Genomic DNA, 17,908 nt, shown 5'->3' on the forward strand with positions numbered 1-17,908 from the left:
GGGGTGGGTGGACGATGGGCAACGGCACGGCGACGGCGGATCTCGACGTCGTACTGGAGAAGCACCGGACCGAGCTGACCGGTTACTGCTACCGCATGCTCGGCTCCTCCTTCGAGGCCGAGGACGCGGTGCAGGACACCCTGGTGCGGGCCTGGCGGAGCTACGACAAGTTCGAGGGCCGTTCCTCGGTGCGCTCCTGGCTGTACCGGATCGCGACGAACGTGTGCCTGGACATGCTGACGGCGGGCAACAAGCGGGCGCGGCCCATGGACCTGACCGAGTCGACCCCGCTGGCGCAGGCCGCGCTCTCCCCGCGCCCGGACAACACCTGGCTGGAGCCGGTGCCCGACGCGCGTGTGCTGCCGGCCGTGGCGGACCCGGCGGAGGCGGCGGTCGCCAAGGAGTCGATCCGGCTCGCCTTCATGGCGGCTCTCCAGCAACTGCCGCCCAAGCAGCGTGCGGTGCTGATCCTGCGCGAGGTGCTGGCCTGGAAGGCGAGCGAGGTGGCCGAGCTGCTGGACACCACGGTCGCCTCGGTGAACAGCGCGCTGCAGCGGGCCCGGGCCACGCTCGCGGAGCGCGCGGACGCGGGCGCCGAGGGGATGGTGTCGGATCCGCTGGACGAGGAGCAGCAGAAGCTGCTGGAGCGGTACGTCAAGGCGTTCGAGGGCTATGACATGGCGGCGCTGACGGCGCTGCTGCACGAGGACGCCATCATGACGATGCCGCCGTTCGACCTGTGGCTGCGCGGCACCGCCGACATCACCGGCTTCATGACCACCATCGGCGCCTCCTGCGCCGGCTCCCGCCTGCTGCCGGTCCGGGCCAACGGCCTGCCGGGCTTCGCGCACTACAAGCCGGACCCGGAGAACGGCGGGTTCAGCCCGTGGGCGGTGCAGGTGCTGGAGGTCTCAGACGGCCGGATCACCGGATTCCACTGCTTCCTCGACACCCAGCGCTGGTTCCCGCTCTTCGACCTGCCCCTCCACCTGGAAGCGGAGGCCGACGAGGTCGAGCAGGGCGTGTAGGGCGGGGTCGGCGTCCCGCAGGCGTATCCGCCCGCCGGCCCGGCGGGCGGCCAGCTCCAGCCGGGCCAGCAGATCGACGGCCGCCAGCCCCGGCGGCCCGAGTCCGCCCACGTCACAGACGACCACCCCGGCTCCGCTGCTCTTCAGCAGTGCCCGCACGTCGGCGCAGAGCCCGGGCACCTCGTCACGGCGGACGGGTCCGGGCAGCACGAGGACGGCGGGGGTCTTGGCATCCACGTGCGGGTAGACCGGCGGGGCGGCCGGAACTCATCGGAGGCTGCCGCCCCCGCGTCCCAGTACCGCCGTTGAGTACGTGCGCTCGTGCCGGGCCCCGGTGCCGCCGTCGCGGGATGCTGCCGATCCTGCCGATGCCGCCGATGAGACGAGCACCGCGCCTCCCCGGTCCCCGCACCGGCCCCTCTCCTGCCGGGTGGCTGCGCGGCCGGGACGGCCGGCGGGGCCGGCGGAGATCACATTGACCGGCCCGCCTCCGCCCGCGGAGGGTGGGCCCTGTGACGGGGGTGCTGAGCGGGTTCGCGGTGATCGCGGTCGTGATCGGGGTGGGCTATGTGCTCGGGCGGCGGGGGACGCTCGGGCCGCAGGGTGGTGAGGTGCTGACCCGGCTGGCCTTCCATGTGGCCGGCCCCGCGCTGCTGTTCACGACACTGGCACGGGCCGACCTGTCGGTCCTGTTCTCCGGGCGGCTGCTGGTGACCGCCCTGAGCACGGCGGTGGTCTCCGGGATCTTCGTGACGGTGGGCGTGCTGCGGCGCTGGGGGGTGGGCCGTACGACGATCGGCGCCCTGTGCTCCGGCTACGTCAACTCGGGCAACCTCGGCATCCCGATCGCCGCGTATGTGCTGGGTGACGCGTCTCTGGTGGCGCCGGTGCTGCTGTTCCAGGTCGTGCTGGTGGCCCCGGCCGCCCTCACGGTCCTGGACCTGTCGGGCACGGGCGAGAAGGGCACGGGTGAGAAGGGCACGGGTGAGAAGGGCACGGTGTGGCGGCGGCTGCTGACCCCGCTGCGGAACCCGATCGCGGTGGGTTCCTTGTGCGGGGTCGTGGTGTCGGCGGCGGGCCGGCAGCTTCCCGGGCCGGTCATGGACCCCGTCGCCCTGATCGGGGACATGTCCGTACCCGCTGCCCTGCTGGCCTTCGGCATGTCCCTGCACGGCAACCCGGCACCGTGGCGCGGACGGGACCGGGAGCCGGTCCTGCTGTCCGTCGCGCTGAAGTCCCTGGGCCAGCCGCTGGTGGCGTGGGTGCTGGCGCGGGGCGTCTTCGGCCTCCACGGCGCCCCGCTGCTGGACGTGGTGGTGACGGCGGCCCTCCCGGGCGCCCAGAACCTCTTCACCTACGCCAGCCGCTACCGGGTGGCCGAGGCCCTGGCCCGCGAGTCGGTCCTGCTGTCGACGGTGGTGTCGGTGCCGGTGCTGGTGGGGGTGGCGGCGGTGCTGGGGTGAGGCGGTGACGGTCGACGGGGAACTCGCCGGTGCCGAGGGTCGGGCCGAACGGCTCCGGCAGCTTGACGGGATCCCCGGGCCTCACCGCGCCGAGGACCCGGCGGACATCCGTACCGGACGAGGTCGTCCCCGTTCCGGCCGGGGTCCCGGCTGACGGTGAGTACGCTCACGGCGGTCTCCCCTCGGTGCCCCACCGATCCCCGCATGCCGAACGGGACCGGCGGAGGTCCACCGGTCCCGTTCACCCGGAAGCGCTGTGCCGTCGGGGTCTCCCCGGCCGCGGGCGCAGGTCAGGCGATGCGTTCCAGCACCACCGGCGACGGCGTGAAGTCCGTGCCCGGGGCCGCGATGTCGTAGGAGCCGGTCACCGCCTCCAGGGCGTACTCGAAGCGCTCGGGGGTGTCGGTGTGCAGGGTCAGCAGCGGCTGGCCCTCGGTCACCGTGTCGCCCGGCTTGGCGTGCATCTCCACGCCCGCCGCCGCCTGCACCGGGTCCTCCTTGCGGGCGCGGCCGGCGCCCAGGCGCCAGGCGGCGATGCCGATGTCGTAGGCGTCCAGGCGGGTGAGCACCCCGGACGACGGAGCCTTGATCACGTGCTGCTCCTTCGACGTGGGCAGCACGGCGTCCGGGTCGCCGCCCTGGGCCGCGATCATCCGGCGCCAGACGTCCATCGCCGAGCCGTCGGCCAGGGCCTTCGCGGGGTCCGCGTCCTTCACGCCGGCCGCGTCGAGCATCTCGCGGGCCAGGGCGACCGTCAGCTCCACGACGTCCGCGGGGCCGCCGCCCGCCAGGACCTCCACCGACTCGCGGACCTCCAGGGCGTTGCCCGCCGTGAGGCCGAGGGGGGTGGACATGTCGGTGAGGAGCGCGACCGTCTTCACGCCGTGGTCCGTGCCGAGACCGACCATCGTGGACGCCAGCTCGCGGGCGTCCTCGATCGTCTTCATGAAGGCGCCCGTGCCCACCTTCACGTCCAGGACCAGGGAGCCGGTGCCCTCGGCGATCTTCTTCGACATGATCGAGGAGGCGATCAGCGGGATCGCCTCGACGGTGCCGGTGACGTCGCGCAGGGCGTACAGCTTCTTGTCCGCGGGCGCCAGGCCGTCGCCCGCCGCGCAGATCACCGCGCCGGTGGTGTCGAGGACGTGCAGCATCTCCTCGTTGGAGAGCAGGGCGCGCCAGCCGGGGATCGACTCCAGCTTGTCCAGGGTGCCGCCGGTGTGGCCGAGGCCCCGGCCGGAGAGCTGGGGGACGGCCGCGCCGCAGGCCGCGACCAGGGGGGCCAGCGGAAGGGTGATCTTGTCGCCGACACCGCCCGTGGAGTGCTTGTCGGCCGTCGGGCGGGACAGCGAGGAGAAGTCCATGCGCTCGCCGGAGGCGATCATGGCCGCGGTCCAGCGGGCGATCTCGCGGCGGTTCATGCCGTTCAGCAGGACCGCCATGTTGAGCGCGGCCATCTGGTAGTCGGCGACCTCGCCCCGGGTGTACGCGTCGATGACCCAGTCGATCTGCTCGTCGGTCAGCTCACCGCGGTCCCGCTTGGTGCGGATGACGGAGATGGCGTCCATGGCCATGGCTGATGACTTCCTTCCGGGAGGTGCGAAGTGCACGGCCCCCCTGAGCGGATCAGGGGGGCCGTACGGGAGTTACTTGGTGAGATGGCCCGGGCCGAAGGCCTGGGGCAGCATCTCGGAGAGCGGCAGGACGCCTTCGGGGGTGTCCAGGAGCAGGTCCGGGCCGCCGAACTCGTAGAGGAGCTGGCGGCAGCGGCCGCACGGGACCAGCAGGGCGCCGGCGCCGTCGACGCAGGTGAAGTGCGTCAGCCGGCCGCCGCCGGTGCGCTGCAGCTGCGAGACCAGGCCGCACTCGGCGCACAGGCCGAGGCCGTAGGAGGCGTTCTCCACGTTGCAGCCGGTGACGGTGCGGCCGTCGTCCACCAGGGCCGCCACACCGACCGGATAGCCGGAGTAGGGGGCGTACGCGTGGGCCATGGCCTCGCGCGCCTCGGCGCGCAGCGCCTCCCAGTCGAACCCGGCGGCCGGCGTCGTCACTTGCCCTGACCCTTCCGGTAGCGCATGCCGTCCGCCTTCGGCATCCGCAGGCGCTGCGCGGACAGCGACAGCACGAGCAGGGTGACGACGTACGGGGTGGCGCCCACGAAGTCGCTCGGGACCTCGTCGGTGAACAGGTACCAGAGCAGGACCAGCGCGGCCGTGATGAGGCTGACCCCGCCCTGCCAGTGGGCCTTCTTGTACATCTTCCAGCCTGCCAGCAGCGCGAGCAGGACGACCAGCAGAAGGAGCAGGGCGTGGACCGTCACGCCGCCGTTGCGGAGCTGGAGCGCGTCGGAGTAGCCGAACAGGCCCGCGCCCATCGCCAGACCGCCCGGGCGCCAGTTGCCGAAGATCATGGCGGCGAGGCCGATGTAGCCGCGGCCTCCGGTCTGGCCCTCCAGGTAGGTGTGCGAGGTGACCAGCGCGAGGAACGCGCCGCCGAGGCCCGCGAGGCCGCCGGAGACGGCCACGGCCGCGTACTTGTACTGGTAGACGTTGACGCCGAGCGACTCCGCGGCGATCGGGTTCTCACCGCAGGAACGCAGCCGCAGCCCGAACGGGGTGCGCCACAGCAGCCACCAGCTGCCGACGAACAGCAGCACGGCCAGGATCGTGATCACGGACAGGTTGGTGACCAGACCGCCGGCGATGCCGGCGAGGTCGGAGACCAGGAACCAGTGGTGCTTCTCGATCGACGCGAGACCGTCGGAGAGACCGGGGACGGTGATGTCGGGCAGCGAGTCCGCGGGCGGGGACTGCTTGGGGTTGCCGCCCGCCTCCGACGCCTTGCCGCCGGCGAAGAACAGCTTGGCGAGGTACTGGGTGGCGCCGAGCGCCAGCAGGTTGACGGCGACACCGGAGACGATGTGGTCGACGCCGAAGGTGACGGTGGCGACGGCGTGCACGAGGCCGCCGAGGACACCGAAGCCGATGCCGCACAGCAGGCCGAGCCAGGGGCTGGTCTGCCAGCCGATCCAGCCGGCGCCGAAGGTGCCGAGGATCATCATGCCTTCGAGGCCGATGTTGACCACGCCGGCCCGCTCGGACCACAGGCCGGCGAGTCCGGCGAGGCCGATCGGTACGGCGAGACCCAGCGCGGCGGCGACCTGACCGGCGGAGTCGAGCTGGTTGGAGCCGGTGATCATGCGCACCGCGGCCAGGAGCAGCAGGGCGCCGGCGACGATCATGAGGATCTGGCCGAGGGAGCGGCCCGAGCGCCGGGGCGCGTCCGGCGCCTTGGGCGCCGCGGGCGGCGGCGCGTCGGTCATCGTGGCAGTCATCACGCCACCTCCTGCTTCTTCGTCGGAGCGGCGGCCTGCGCGGCGAGTTCGGCGCCGACCTTCTGCTGCTGGCGCTTGAGGCCGTAGCGACGCACGACCTCGTAGGCGATCACGACGCAGAGGACGATGACGCCCTGGATGACGCCGAGGATCTCCTTGTCGTAGCCCTGGAACTCCAGGTGGTTGGTGGTGCGCTCCAGGAAGCCCCAGAGCAGGGCGCCGAGCGCGATGCCGATCGGGTTGTTGCGGCCGAGCAGCGCGATGGCGATGCCGGTGAAGCCGATCCCGGCGGGGAAGCTGTTGTCGTACTGGTAGCTCTCGTTCAGCAGCGTGGGCATGCCGATCAGACCGGCCACCGCACCCGAGATGATCATGCTGGTGGCGATCATCTTCTTCACCGACACACCGCTCGCGGCGGCGGCGCTCTCGGACTGGCCGACCGTGCGCAGGTCGAAGCCGAACCGGGTGCGGCCGAGCACGAACCAGTACGCGATGCCGACGACCACGGCGACGATGACGAAGCCGTCCAGGACGCCGGCCGGGCCGGTGTCGATGTTGAAGAAGTGCGAGGACGACGGCAGCGGCTTGGTGGAGACGAGCGTGCCCGCCTCGTCGAGCTGGCCGAGCTTTCCGGGCTGGAGCAGGTAACCGATGATCGCGGTGGCGATCGAGTTCAGCATGATGGTCGCGATGACCTCGCTGACACCCCGGGTCACCTTGAGGATGCCGGCGATGGCCGCCCACAGGGCACCGGTCGCCATGGCGCAGATGATGATCAGCGGGATGGCGAGCCAGCCGGGCACGGTCAGCGCCCCGCCGAGGACGGCGGCGACGAACGCGGCGAGCCGGTACTGGCCGTCGACACCGATGTTGAACAGGTTCATGCGGAAGCCGATGGCCACCGCGACACCCGCGAGGTAGTACGTCGTCGCCTTGTTCAGGATGAAGACCTGGCTGTCGCTGGCGAAGCCGTAGGTCACCATGTCGTTGAAGGCGGGGCCGGGGTTCTTGCCGGTCGCGAGGATCACCAGGGCGGTGACGACGAGCGCGGCGACGACGGCCAGCACCGGCGCGGCGATGCCGAGGAGCAGCCGCTCCTTGTCGATCCGGGAGGTCAGCTTGTTCATCGCTCGTCGTCCTCTGTGTGCTCCAGGTGGCCGGTGGCCGCACCCGTCATGGCGGAGCCCAGCTCTTCGGGGGTGATGGTGGCGGGGTCGGCGTCGGCGACCAGGCGGCCGCGGTACATCACCCGCAGGGTGTCGGAGAGGCCGATCAGCTCGTCGAGGTCGGCGGAGATCAGCAGCACGGCCAGGCCCTCGCGGCGGGCCTCGCGGATGTAGTCCCAGATGGCCGCCTGGGCGCCGACGTCCACACCGCGGGTGGGGTGGGCGGCGATGAGCAGCTTGGGGTTGTGGCTCATCTCGCGGCCGACGATCAGCTTCTGCTGGTTGCCGCCGGACAGCGAGGCGGCGGTCACATCGATGCCGGGGGTGCGGACGTCGTAGGCCTCGACGATGCGCTGGGTGTCGGCGCGGGCGGCCTTGAGGTCGAGCAGTCCGCCGCGGGAGTTGGGCTTCTCGGTGACGTGGCCGAGGATGCGGTTCTCCCACAGCGGTGCTTCCAGGAGCAGGCCGTGGCGGTGGCGGTCCTCGGGGATGTAGCCGATGCCGGCCTCGCGGCGGTCGCGGGTGGCGGCGCGGGAGAGGTCGGCGCCGTCGAGGGTGACGACACCGGCGTCGGGGTGCCGCATGCCCATGATCGCCTCGACCAGCTCGGACTGGCCGTTGCCCTCCACACCGGCGATGCCGAGGACCTCGCCCTTGTGGATGGTGAAGGAGATCTCGTCCAGGATGATCCGCTCGACGCCGTCGAGGTCGGTCTGCGACAGGTGCACACCGTCCAGCTTCAGCATCGGGACGTCCGTGACGGTGGACTCCTCGGTCTCCGGGGTGGGCAGCTCGCTGCCGACCATCAGCTCGGCGAGCTGCTTGGGCGTGGTGCCCTTCGGCTCGACCGTGCCGACGGTGGTGCCGCGCCGGATCACGGTGATCTCGTCGGCGACCGACAGCACCTCGCCCAGCTTGTGGGAGATGAAGATGACGGTGAGGCCCTCGGCCTTCAGCTCGCGCAGGTTGTCGAAGAGGGCGTCGACCTCCTGGGGCACGAGCACGGCGGTCGGCTCGTCCAGGATGAGGGTCTTGGCGCCGCGGTAGAGAACCTTGAGGATCTCCACGCGCTGGCGGTCGGCGACACCCAGCTCCTCCACGACGGCGTCGGGCCGGACGTTCAGGCTGTACGCGTCCGAGATCTCCTTGATCTTGGCGCGGGCCTTGCCGCCGATGCCGTACAGCTTCTCCGCGCCGAGAACGACGTTCTCCAGGACGGTGAGGTTGTCGGCGAGCATGAAGTGCTGGTGCACCATGCCGATGCCGCGGCTGATGGCGTCGCCGGGGTTGTGCAGGACGACCTGCTCGCCGTTGACCGTGATGGTGCCCTCGTCCGGCTGCTGCATGCCGTAGAGGATCTTCATCAGGGTGGACTTGCCGGCGCCGTTCTCACCGCACAGGGCGTGGACGGTGCCCGTGCGGACCGTGATGTCGATGTCGCGGTTGGCGACGACGCCGGGGAAACGCTTGGTGATGCCGCGCAGTTCGACGGCAGCGGGAGGGCTGGACGCGTTGATGGCGCACTCTCCTCGGGGAAAGGGGCTGCGTAGGGGAGGTGGCAGGCGTCGGCGACGCTAGCGCGGCAACTCCGCGCTACACGCGTAGAGTTGACACATTGTTATGGCTCGGCGGGGGGCTCCGTCAGGCGCCCCCGCGCCGAGCCTCAGGTCCGGCGGGACCCGTCAGGTCACGGGGTGGTCTTGACCTTGATCGAGCCGTCGACGATCTTCTTCTTCGCCGCGTCCAGCTTGGCCTGGATGTCGTCGATGAAGCCGCCGCTGGTGGCCAGCGAGACGCCGTCCTTGGCCAGCGAGTAGGTGTTGGTGCCGCTCAGCGGCTTGCCGTCGTGGACCGACTTCACGAAGTCGTAGACACCGACGTCGACGTTCTTGACCATCGAGGTCAGGATCGCGTTCTTGTACTTGGTCAGACCCGGGATGTTGTACTGGTCCGAGTCCACACCGATGGCCCAGGCGCCCTTCTTGCCCGCGACGGCCTCGATCGCGCCGTTGCCGGAGGAGCCGGCCGCGGTGTAGACGACGTCGGCGCCGTTGTCGAGCATGCCCTGCGCGGCTTCCTTGCCCTTGTCGGGGCTGGCGAAGCCGGAGGTGTCCGAGCCGTGCGACAGGTACTGCGTGTCGACCTTGATCTTCGGGTTGGTGTCCTTGACGCCCTGGACGTAACCCGCCTCGAACTTCTTGATCAGCGGGACGTCGACACCGCCGATGAAGCCGACGTGCTTGGTCTTGGTCTTCAGCGCGGCGGAGACACCCGCCAGGTAGGAGCCCTGCTCCTCGGTGAAGTTGATGCTGTCGACGTTCTTGCCGTTCACGACCGAGTCGACGATGCCGAAGCTGGTCTTCGGGTACTTCGCGGCGACCTTGGTCATGGAGGCGGCGTAGGCGTAGCCGACACCGATGATCGGGTTGTAGCCCGCGTCCGCCAGGTCCGACAGGCGCTGCTCGCGGTCGGCCTCGGTGTCCGAGGTCTTGGCGGTCAGCTCCTTGACGTCGCCGCCGAACTCCTTCTTCGCCTTGTCGACACCGCGCGCGGCGGAGTCGTTGAAGGAGCGGTCGCCACGGCCGCCGACGTCGAAGGCGAGACCGACCTTGACACCCTTGCCGTCGCCCGAGGGGGACGAACCGTCGTTGTTGTCGGAGGAAGTGCTGCCACAAGCAGTGGCAGTCAGTGCGAGTGCTGCGGACGCGATACACGCAGCGGAAAGCTTGGCTACCCGGCGCACGGGAAGGCTCCTTCACCTGACCTGAGCGCCATGTCGGCGCTTGATGTGAGCACCATGTCAGCGCTCCAGCCGGGACGCCCCTTCGGCGTCGGCTTCGCGGCATCGTAACGCGCGTAGATGTCGCAAAAAACCCCCTCAGGGAGCCGTTATCGATTCGAGGCAAACAGTGCCTGAACTCTGGCTCCGGGGCATGTTCCGGCCTTGTTGCGGACAGTGCACACATGGCTTGCGTGTGTATTGCGCCGGCCAGGGGAACGGCCCCCGAAGGGGCCGTCCGCTCAGCTCTCCGTCGCGTTCGCGTCCAGGAAGGCGGCCGCGGTGAACATCTCCACACCGACCGTGATCGCGTGCTCGTCGGCGTCGAAATCGCCCTGGTGGAGATCGCGTACCGTGCGCTCGCCGGGGCGGCGCACCCCGAGTCGGGCCAGCGCGCCCGGCACGTGCTCCAGGTACCAGGAGAAGTCCTCGCCGCCGAGGCTCTGCTCGGTGCTCTCGACGGATCGCATACCGCGCCGGGCGACCATGGCGCGGCGCAGCAGCTCGGTGGACTCACGGTCGTTGACGACGGGCGGGACCCCGCGCATGTAGTTGATCTCGGACTTGGCACGGTGCAGGGTGGCGATCTCGTCGATGGCCGCGTGCAGGATGTCGGGGGCCTGCCGCCAGGCCTCCAGATCCAGGCAGCGCACGGTCCCGGACAGCTCCGCGTGCTGCGGGATCACGTTGGGGGCGTGGCCGGACTCGATCCGGCCCCAGGTGACGGCGAGACCGACGCGGGTGTCGACCCGGCGGGCGATCAGGGCGGGGACGTCGACGGCGACCCGGGCGGCGGCCGTGACCAGGTCGGTGGTGAGGTGGGGGCGGGCGGTGTGGCCGCCGGGACCGTCGAGCGCGATCTCCAGGCGGTCGCAGGCGCTGGTGATCGGCCCGTGCCGCAGGCCGATCCGGCCCGCGTCGACCCTGGGGTCGCAGTGCACGGCGAGGATCCGGCCCACCCCGTTGAGCGCGCCGTTCTCGATGACGTCCAGGGCGCCGCCGGGCAGCACCTCCTCGGCGGGCTGGAAGATCAGCCGTACCGGGCGGGGCAGCAGGCCCTTGGCGTGCAGGTCGGCGAGGACGAGGCCGGCGCCGAGGACGACGGTGGTGTGCACGTCGTGGCCGCACGCGTGCGCCCGGTCCGGCACGGTCGACCGGTACGGACAGTCGGCCTTGGTGTCCGGGATGGGCAGCGCGTCGATGTCGGCGCGGAGAGCGAGCAGCGGTACGGACGGCCGCTTACCCTCCGTGAGGCCGATGTCACAGACGAGTCCGGTTCCGGTGCTGAGGACCCGGGGCCTGAGCCCGGCCTGCTCCAGCCGCGCCTTGATCGCGGCAGTCGTACGGAACTCCTGGTTGCCCAGCTCCGGGTGCATGTGCAAGTCGCGGCGGAAGGCCACGAGTTCGGCGTGCAGGGACTCGCTCAGCACGCCGGGGAGCACATCCCCCGAAAGGCCGGCCTCGGACTCTAGGGACATCAATTGCTTCACCCTCTGAAGGGTAGGACGCCCGACTGATCAACTACCCCTCGATCAACAAAAGTTCAGCCCGTTAGGGGAAGAAAATCTGACCGGCGTACGCATGGCGGCGGACGGTGGTGGGTAAAACCTCTGTTTCCTCCTTCCACGCATACCACGCATCACGGGGGTCACGCGCGCGATGTCCAGGAAGTGGGCCGGCCGTGGCGGTACTCCGGACGGGGGCGGACCCGGCGCCCGAACGGGTGACCCCGCCCCCTCACCGCCGGGCCGCCGGCCGGCTGGAGACGCCCGGCCTGCCGGTGTTCCGGGACCTGGTGGCAGCCGGAGACGACGTCCGCGCTCGGCATCGGAGGGCTGTGCTTCGCCATCCGGGCGATGCGCGGGGGGCCGGGGCGCTAGAAGTACTCGACCTTCTGGCCCTCGGGCACTTTGTAGCAACCGGAGACGAGGGTCAGGCTGAGCTTGGGCCGCTCCCTCTTCGGCATCTTGGCGATGCGCACTCCGGCCTTCTCCTGATCGTGGTCGGCGATCAGGACGATGTTCCTGTTCTTGCTGGTGTCCGGCCCGTACTCGACGATCTTCCAGCCGTGCTTCGGAAGCTCTTCCTTGAGATTCCGCATCGCCTTGTCGAGATCACTCGCCGACGCGGGGTAGAAGCTCCACGGGTGGAAGACCTTGAAGTACGTGTCCCTGTCCTTGTCGGGGCACTCCTCGACGCCGGCGCGGCCGTGGGACGCCTCGCCCTTGACGCCGATCAGGTCGTAGACACCGCTGGACACCGCCTCCAACGCGTCGGCGGCGTCACTCGAGGTGCTGGTGCCGGCGTAGGGGGCGTCGTCGGACTCTTCGTCCGTCATGCCGCATCCGGTCAGGACGGTGAGTGCAAGGGGCACCACGACCGCGAGGACGCGCAGCTCGAACCTCATGTCGGGAAGCCTCCGGTCGACACTAGAAGTGCTCGACCTGCTGGCCGTCGGGGACCTGGTAGCAGCCGGAGACGACATCCAGGCTCAGCATCGGAGGGTTGTCCTTCGCCATCTGGATGATGTGCACACTGGCCTTCTTCGCGTCGTTGTCGGCCGTGAGCCGCAGGTTCTTGTTCTTGCTGGTGTCCGGCCCGTACTCGACGATCTTCCAGCCGTGCTTCGGCAGGGCCGCCTTGAGCCGTTGCATGGCTGTCTCGAGGTCACCGGAGGACGCCGGGGTGAAGCTCCACGGGTGGAGGATCCGGAAGTACGTGTCCGGGTCCCTGCCGGAGCACTCGGTCACCGTCGCGCGGCTGTCGGAGGTCTTCCCTCTGACACCGATCAGGTCCTGAATACCGCGGGAAGAGCCTTCCACCTCGTCCGCGGCGTCGCTCGACGTGCTCGTGCCGGCGGACGGGAGGCCGGAGTCGTCGTCGGTCGTGCCGCAGCCGGTGAGGGCCGTGAGCACCAGGGGCACGGCGGCCGCCACGACGCCCGGCTTGATCTTCACGTCAGGTCTCCCTCTCCCTGGGGCGGTCAGCCTGTGCCGGCCGTGCCGGCGGCCTTGCTGCGGAAGCAGTCGGACACCACCGTGACCTCGATCATGGACGAGCGCTTGCTGTCGGCGGGCTCCAGCCACAGGCGGAGGTCGGCGGACAGCTGGCCGTCGGGCGAGTTGGCCACGATCTGCGGAAGCTTCGCCCGGCTCTTGTCGGGTCCGTCCTTGACGATCTTCCAGCCCTTGGCGGGCAGCTGGGAGCGCAGCCGGTCCATGGCCCTTTCGAGGTCGTCGCCCGGCACCCCGTAGACGCTCCACGGGTGGCGCATACGGTGTACCTCGTCCTCCTCCGGGTACGACGTGCAGGGGGCGGCCACCGCGCCCGACTGGGTGACCTTGCCCTTCACCGCGAGGATGTCGAGGATCTCGCTGGACGCGTGCTCGACGCTCTGTTTGACGGCCAGCTCGTCGCGGATGCCGGCTTTCTTCTCGTCCGTCTCGTCGCTCACCTGAGAGCAGCCTCCCAAGAGGATGGCGGTCAGTGCCGCGCTTACAGCGGTCGCGCTCTTCTTATTCAAGGGTCACCTTGTCGTACTGGCCCGCCATGACGAGGGCCTGGTTGCGCAGGCTCGTCGAGCCCTCGTCCCAGAAGGCACCGTGGTCGTCGGCGTCCGACTCCATGATGTTGGCACCGAACTCCGGGTCGGTCGGGATGGTCCAGTCGTCGCCGAGGCCGGCGAGGTACTTCCCGCCGATCCGCACCGCCGCGTCGTTGCCGCCGCCCTGCTCCGCCCACATGTGCCCCTGCGGGATGCCGAGGTCCGCGGCTCGCTTGGCCTGCATGCCCGGACTGCCCACCGCGATGACGTCGTCCACCGGCAGCGCCCCCTCGGGCCAGACGCGCGACTTCGCCGCGTCGCCGATGAGCGTGGTGCCGTAGCTGTGTCCCATCAGCGTGGTGTGACCCAGGTGGGTGTTGCCGGAGGCCATCCGGTGCGCTTCGAGGCTGCCGTCGAGGAAGTGCGAGAGACCCGGACCGCCCTTCGCCGCCCACTCGTCCGACATCGCCTCCGGGAACAGGCCGCCGCCCTTCTCGAAGGGCTTCGCCTGCAGCGGCGCGTCGTAGTCGAACCAGGTGATGGTGGAGACCTTCTGCCCCTGCGCGTACCGGTTGGTCTCGTGCCACAGGATCTCGCCGCGGCCCATGTCCTTGTCGATGTCCTTCAGCAGGGTTCCCGTGCCGGGGACGTAGATACCGGTGTGGTCGGCGGTGTCCGGGTTGCCGTTGGCGATGATGACCTTGCCGTCATGGCCCTTGCCGTCGGGGTCGAAGCCGAGCAGGTAGGCCTCGGGCAGGCCGTCGATCCCGGTTCTGTCGAAGCGTGACTGGATGGCGTCCATACCGCCGATACGGCCCTCCAGGTCGCTCTTCTTCTTGTTCCACTCCTTCCACTCTTCCGTCTCGATCTGGGCGCCCTTCACCTCGCGCCCGGTGACCGGGCTGATGTAGGGCGCGTACCGGTCGGGTTCCTTCTTCAGCCAGGCGTCCAGCTTGTCCTGGTACTCCGCCCTGCTCTCGGCCAGCACGACACGGTTGGCCTCGTCCCGCACGGTGGCGGGCAGCCCGTCCATGGCGCCGAGGGAGTCGGGGTGCATGGAGATGTAGGCCGACTTCTGCTCGTCCGTGAGGTCCGCCCACCAGTGGGCGACCAGCTCCGGGTCGCCGTCCTTGGGCGGCTTCGGCAGGGACCGGGCGTAGGCGTCGGCACCCTTCACCACCTCGGACGTGTCGCTCTTGACGTCGGTCCAGTCCCGGTCCGAGACCTTCAGGTCGTCGTCGGCCTTCAGCGCCCGCAGCTTCGGGGCCCACTTCGTGTCCGCGTCCGTGGCCTCCTTCAGGGCGTCACCGATACGGTCCGCGAAGCCCACGGCCTTGCCGAAGTTCGGGTTCGGGTGCATGTTGATGGCCTGGCGCTCGATCGCCGCCGACGTCGGGTCGGTCATGCTCGTGCTGGGCGAGACCGTGCCGCCCTCCGGCACCTTGCCGTCGACCTCCTTGCCGCCCGCCGGGAAGGACACCGAACCGTCGGCACCGACCGTGCAGCCGGCCGCCTTCGCGTCCTCGATCGCCGCGTCCAGCTTGCGCTTGGCCGCGGCCATGTCGGAGGCGAAGGCGTTCAGCGCGGTGCTGACCAGTCCGCACTCGGTCTGGGTGTAGTGGAAGTTCTTCGAGAGTTCCGCCAGCTCTCCCAGGGCGGCTTTCGCCGCCTGGCCCTCGAGCTTGTTGCGGATGCCCGCCGCGACCTTGTTGTCGATCGTCTCCCTGGCCGAGTCGGCCATCTCGCCCACGGCCCGGTAGCCGTCCGCCGCCTGCTCGTACTCGGACGGTTTGAACGCCTTCAGCGTCGCAAGATCCATGAGCCTCGGTCACCGGCCCTTCGCCTGGCCGCCGACCGCGTCGGTGTCCTTGTACTTGGCGCTGATCTTGTCCAGCTCCGACTTCACGTCCGCGTCGGACACCGCCAGGTCGAGGCCCGTGCGCTCCAGCAGTCCGCCCAGGTCACCGCAGCGGCCGCTGACATCGGAGACGTACTTCTTCCAGGAGGCGAACAACTCCGCCTGCGCCGCCGCCGACTCGCACCCGGCGGTGTCGCCCAGCCCCGACTGCCCTTCGTCCAGCTTCCCCAGCGCCTTGCCGATGTCGCCCTTCAGGCCCGAGACGCCTTCACCGGCGGTCGACCAGGCCTTCTTGTCCGACTTCAGACGGTCGTAGCCCACCCCCACGGGGTCCGGGACGTGATTCAGCTGCATGTGAGCGGAACCGCGCGCTGCCGCATCCGCCTTCAGTTGCTCCCACTCGTCCCACGCCATGCGTGACGTCCTCCCCGTTTCCCCGTTTCCGGCGCTGTTCCGCCGCCTCGCACATGGTCCGTGCACAAGGTGAAAAATCTTACTGCGATGTGATCACACGGTGCCTGAGTATCCCTACTCATATGCGGCCCGCTGCGGGAGCGGCAGGGGCCCGCGAAGAACCGCGTGGCAGCCGGACCGACTACGCCGGGCTCACCGCCGCCAGCCGGTGCACGTCCCGGGCCGTGCCGGTCACGCCGGAGAGGAAGCCCTGGGCCCGCGGGGAGGCGGTGTCCGTGAGCCAGGTCGGGTCGATGTCGCAGACGGCCACGCGTACGCCGGTGCCGGCCAGGGCCAGCGGGAGCGTGTGGACGACCGTGGAGGGGAAGCTGAGGATCGTCCGCCCTATGGGGCCGCGGCGGGCGATGAGTTCGAGGGGGAGGTCCGGGCGGACTATCTCCAGGCCCGTCTCGGCGGCCAGGCGGTGCAGTTTGTCGGTGCTCTCGCGGCGGTGCGCGAAGTAGCGGGTGGCGCCGTGGGCCTTGGCCAGGTTCCGGACGGCCTCCAGGTAGCGGTCGCCGTCCACGACCCCGGTCTCCACCAGGGAGGTGCCGACCATGTCCGCGCTGCCGGTGATGCGCGGCGGGCCGAAGCGGGCGCGGGTCCAGGCGAAGTCGTTGGCGGTGACCGTGACGCCCTCGGGGGTCTCCGTCACCGGCATGGAGGAGAAGACCTCGACGCGCCGGCTGTCGCTCGGGGTGAGGCGGCGCCGGGCGGAGGAGGAGACCGGCGCGAAGAGCAGGTCGCGGGCGCCGGGCCGGCCGCCCTTGCGGTGCCAGCGGACCAGGCGTTCGCCGCGGGCCAGCTGGGCGACGAACTCCATCGTCGCGGTGCCGTCGTCGACCACGACCAGCTCGCGGGCCCGGGTGATGGTCAACAGCAGTTGTACGTAGCGGGAGAACGGGTCCCCCATGACGATGCGGTCGGCCCGGCGGAGGGAACCCGCCAGGCCGCCGATGGTGTGGAAGGGCGCGGTCGTACCGCCCCGCGCCTCCTCCCAGCGCACCCGGTACCCCTCGTCCCGGGCCAGGTCCGCCATGCGGCGCAGCTGGCCCCGGGTCATGGGGTCGGTCGGGGACAGGACGACGACGGTGAGCTCCGCGGCGGCCGGAGGCGAGCCGGCCGGCAGCCGCCGGGCCTGCGCGGGCACGGCGGGCCGGGCCGGCTCGGCGGCGTCGCGCAGGCCGTGTATGTGCGCCCACTCCAGTACGTTCAGCAGCTGTACCGGGCTCTCCACGAAGGCGAGCGTGCGGGCAGAGTGGCCGGCCTGACCGGCGCGGGGGCTCATCGGCGTACGACCGTCCCGTCGTAGGGCAGTTAAGGCGGTCAGGATGCTCAGACCGAGACCGGCTCGCCCGCCGCCGCGGCGATCTCCGCCTCGGCGACGACGCCCGCGACGCGGCGCAGCTTCTTCATCGGGCCCTGCTCGGAGTCGTAGACCTTCTTGACGCCGTCACCGAGGGAGGCCTCGATGGTGCGGATGTCGCGGACGAGGCGGACGAGGCCCTGCGGCTCCACGGAGGCGGCCTGGTCGGAGCCCCACATGGCGCGGTCCAGGGTGATGTGACGCTCGACGAAGGTCGCCCCGAGCGCGACCGCGGCGAGGGTGGTCTGCAGGCCGGTCTCGTGGCCGGAGTAGCCGATCGGGACGTTCGGGAACTCCTTCTCCAGCGTGTTGATCACGCGGAGGTTCAGCTCCTCGGCCTTGGCCGGGTAGGTGGAGGTGGCGTGGCACATGAGGATGTTGTCGCTGCCCAGGACCTCGACCGCGTGGCGGATCTGCTTCGGGGTGGACATGCCGGTGGAGAGGATGACCGAGCGGCCGGTGGCCCGCAGGGCGCGCAGCAGCTCGTCGTCCGTGAGGGAGGCGGAGGCCACCTTGTGGGCGGGGACGTCGAACTTCTCCAGGAAGGCGACGGCCTCGGTGTCCCACGGGGAGGCGAACCAGTCGATCCCCTTCTCCTTGCAGTACGCGTCGATCTGGCGGTACTCGTCCTCACCGAACTCCACGCGGTGGCGGTAGTCGATGTAGGTCATCCGGCCCCAGGGGGTGTCACGCTCGATGTCCCACTGGTCGCGGGGGGTGCAGATCTCGGGGGTGCGCTTCTGGAACTTGACGGCGTCGCAGCCGGCCTCGGCGGCCACGTCGATCAGCTTGAAGGCGTTCTCCAGCTCACCGTTGTGGTTGATGCCGATCTCGCCGCAGATGTAGACGGGCTTGCCGGGGCCTACCTCGCGCGAACCGAACGTGCGCAGACGGGAGTTGGTGCTCATCAGGGGGTG

General features: G+C 70.3%; 17 protein-coding genes. 2 read left to right on the forward strand and 15 right to left on the reverse strand.

Annotation, left to right across the window (positions count from 1 at the left end; all coding sequences use genetic code 11):
• The first annotated feature begins 14 nt into the window (after positions 1 to 14).
• A complete protein-coding gene (locus tag ACZ7KF_RS25005) occupies positions 15 to 1,028 on the forward strand; it encodes a sigma-70 family RNA polymerase sigma factor (RefSeq protein ID WP_471079102.1) in 1,014 nt (337 codons plus the stop codon).
• On the opposite strand, the gene ACZ7KF_RS25010 is transcribed toward ACZ7KF_RS25005, so the two are convergent.
• A complete protein-coding gene (locus ACZ7KF_RS25010; RefSeq protein ID WP_471079104.1) occupies positions 912 to 1,265 on the reverse strand; it encodes an STAS domain-containing protein in 354 nt (117 codons plus the stop codon). The genes ACZ7KF_RS25005 and ACZ7KF_RS25010 overlap by 117 nt on opposite strands.
• A 275-nt stretch (positions 1,266 to 1,540) precedes the next feature.
• On the opposite strand from ACZ7KF_RS25010, the gene ACZ7KF_RS25015 reads away from it, so the two are divergent.
• On the forward strand, positions 1,541 to 2,491 hold the full coding sequence (locus tag ACZ7KF_RS25015) for an AEC family transporter (RefSeq protein ID WP_471079107.1): 951 nt from the start codon (positions 1,541 to 1,543) through the stop codon (positions 2,489 to 2,491).
• A 290-nt stretch (positions 2,492 to 2,781) separates the two neighbouring features.
• Here the strand turns inward: ACZ7KF_RS25015 and ACZ7KF_RS25020 are convergent, their stop codons facing one another.
• The 14 genes from ACZ7KF_RS25020 to ACZ7KF_RS25085 form a co-directional block, all read right to left on the reverse strand.
• On the reverse strand, positions 2,782 to 4,065 hold the full coding sequence (locus ACZ7KF_RS25020; protein ID WP_471079110.1) for a thymidine phosphorylase: 1,284 nt from the start codon (positions 4,063 to 4,065) through the stop codon (positions 2,782 to 2,784).
• A 72-nt stretch (positions 4,066 to 4,137) separates the two neighbouring features.
• On the reverse strand, positions 4,138 to 4,542 hold the full coding sequence (locus ACZ7KF_RS25025; protein ID WP_471079113.1) for a cytidine deaminase: 405 nt from the start codon (positions 4,540 to 4,542) through the stop codon (positions 4,138 to 4,140).
• Entirely contained in the window at positions 4,539 to 5,825 is a 1,287-nt protein-coding gene (locus ACZ7KF_RS25030) for an ABC transporter permease (RefSeq protein ID WP_471079116.1), read from the reverse strand. Before ACZ7KF_RS25030 ends, ACZ7KF_RS25025 begins: the two co-directional genes overlap by 4 nt.
• Positions 5,825 to 6,952 carry an ABC transporter permease gene (locus ACZ7KF_RS25035; RefSeq protein WP_471079119.1) on the reverse strand — a complete coding sequence of 376 codons (1,128 nt, stop codon included), beginning with the start codon at positions 6,950 to 6,952 and terminating at the stop codon, positions 5,825 to 5,827. The genes ACZ7KF_RS25030 and ACZ7KF_RS25035 overlap by 1 nt, the downstream gene beginning before the upstream one ends.
• The gene (locus tag ACZ7KF_RS25040) at positions 6,949 to 8,475 is read right to left on the reverse strand and encodes an ABC transporter ATP-binding protein (RefSeq protein WP_471079627.1); all 1,527 of its coding nucleotides are present in this window, start codon (positions 8,473 to 8,475) and stop codon (positions 6,949 to 6,951) included. The genes ACZ7KF_RS25035 and ACZ7KF_RS25040 overlap by 4 nt, the downstream gene beginning before the upstream one ends.
• A 203-nt stretch (positions 8,476 to 8,678) precedes the next feature.
• Positions 8,679 to 9,734, reverse strand: a complete 1,056-nt coding sequence (locus tag ACZ7KF_RS25045; protein ID WP_471079122.1) for a BMP family lipoprotein — start codon at positions 9,732 to 9,734, stop codon at positions 8,679 to 8,681.
• Positions 9,735 to 10,012: 278 nt separating this feature from the next.
• On the reverse strand, positions 10,013 to 11,248 hold the full coding sequence (locus ACZ7KF_RS25050; RefSeq protein ID WP_471079125.1) for an amidohydrolase: 1,236 nt from the start codon (positions 11,246 to 11,248) through the stop codon (positions 10,013 to 10,015).
• Between the two features lie 398 nt (positions 11,249 to 11,646).
• Positions 11,647 to 12,177, reverse strand: a complete 531-nt coding sequence (locus ACZ7KF_RS25055; protein WP_471079128.1) for a hypothetical protein — start codon at positions 12,175 to 12,177, stop codon at positions 11,647 to 11,649.
• Positions 12,178 to 12,199: 22 nt separating this feature from the next.
• Positions 12,200 to 12,727 carry a hypothetical protein gene (locus tag ACZ7KF_RS25060; protein WP_471079131.1) on the reverse strand — a complete coding sequence of 176 codons (528 nt, stop codon included), beginning with the start codon at positions 12,725 to 12,727 and terminating at the stop codon, positions 12,200 to 12,202.
• A 26-nt stretch (positions 12,728 to 12,753) separates the two neighbouring features.
• Complete coding sequence (locus tag ACZ7KF_RS25065) at positions 12,754 to 13,224, reverse strand: hypothetical protein (RefSeq protein ID WP_471079133.1); 471 nt, start codon at positions 13,222 to 13,224, stop codon at positions 12,754 to 12,756.
• Positions 13,225 to 13,285: 61 nt separating this feature from the next.
• Positions 13,286 to 15,133 carry an alpha/beta hydrolase gene (locus ACZ7KF_RS25070; protein WP_471079136.1) on the reverse strand — a complete coding sequence of 616 codons (1,848 nt, stop codon included), beginning with the start codon at positions 15,131 to 15,133 and terminating at the stop codon, positions 13,286 to 13,288.
• 9 nt (positions 15,134 to 15,142) lie between these two features.
• Positions 15,143 to 15,526 (reverse strand): hypothetical protein, encoded by a 384-nt coding sequence (locus tag ACZ7KF_RS25075; protein WP_471079139.1) that lies wholly within the window; start codon positions 15,524 to 15,526, stop codon positions 15,143 to 15,145.
• 241 nt (positions 15,527 to 15,767) lie between these two features.
• A complete protein-coding gene (locus tag ACZ7KF_RS25080) occupies positions 15,768 to 16,913 on the reverse strand; it encodes a hypothetical protein (protein ID WP_471079142.1) in 1,146 nt (381 codons plus the stop codon).
• Positions 16,914 to 16,960: 47 nt separating this feature from the next.
• On the reverse strand, positions 16,961 to 17,899 hold the full coding sequence (locus tag ACZ7KF_RS25085; protein WP_471079145.1) for an N-acetylneuraminate synthase family protein: 939 nt from the start codon (positions 17,897 to 17,899) through the stop codon (positions 16,961 to 16,963).
• Positions 17,900 to 17,908: the final 9 nt, after the last annotated feature.

It is taken from the genome of Streptomyces sp. NPDC038200 (assembly GCF_055600785.1).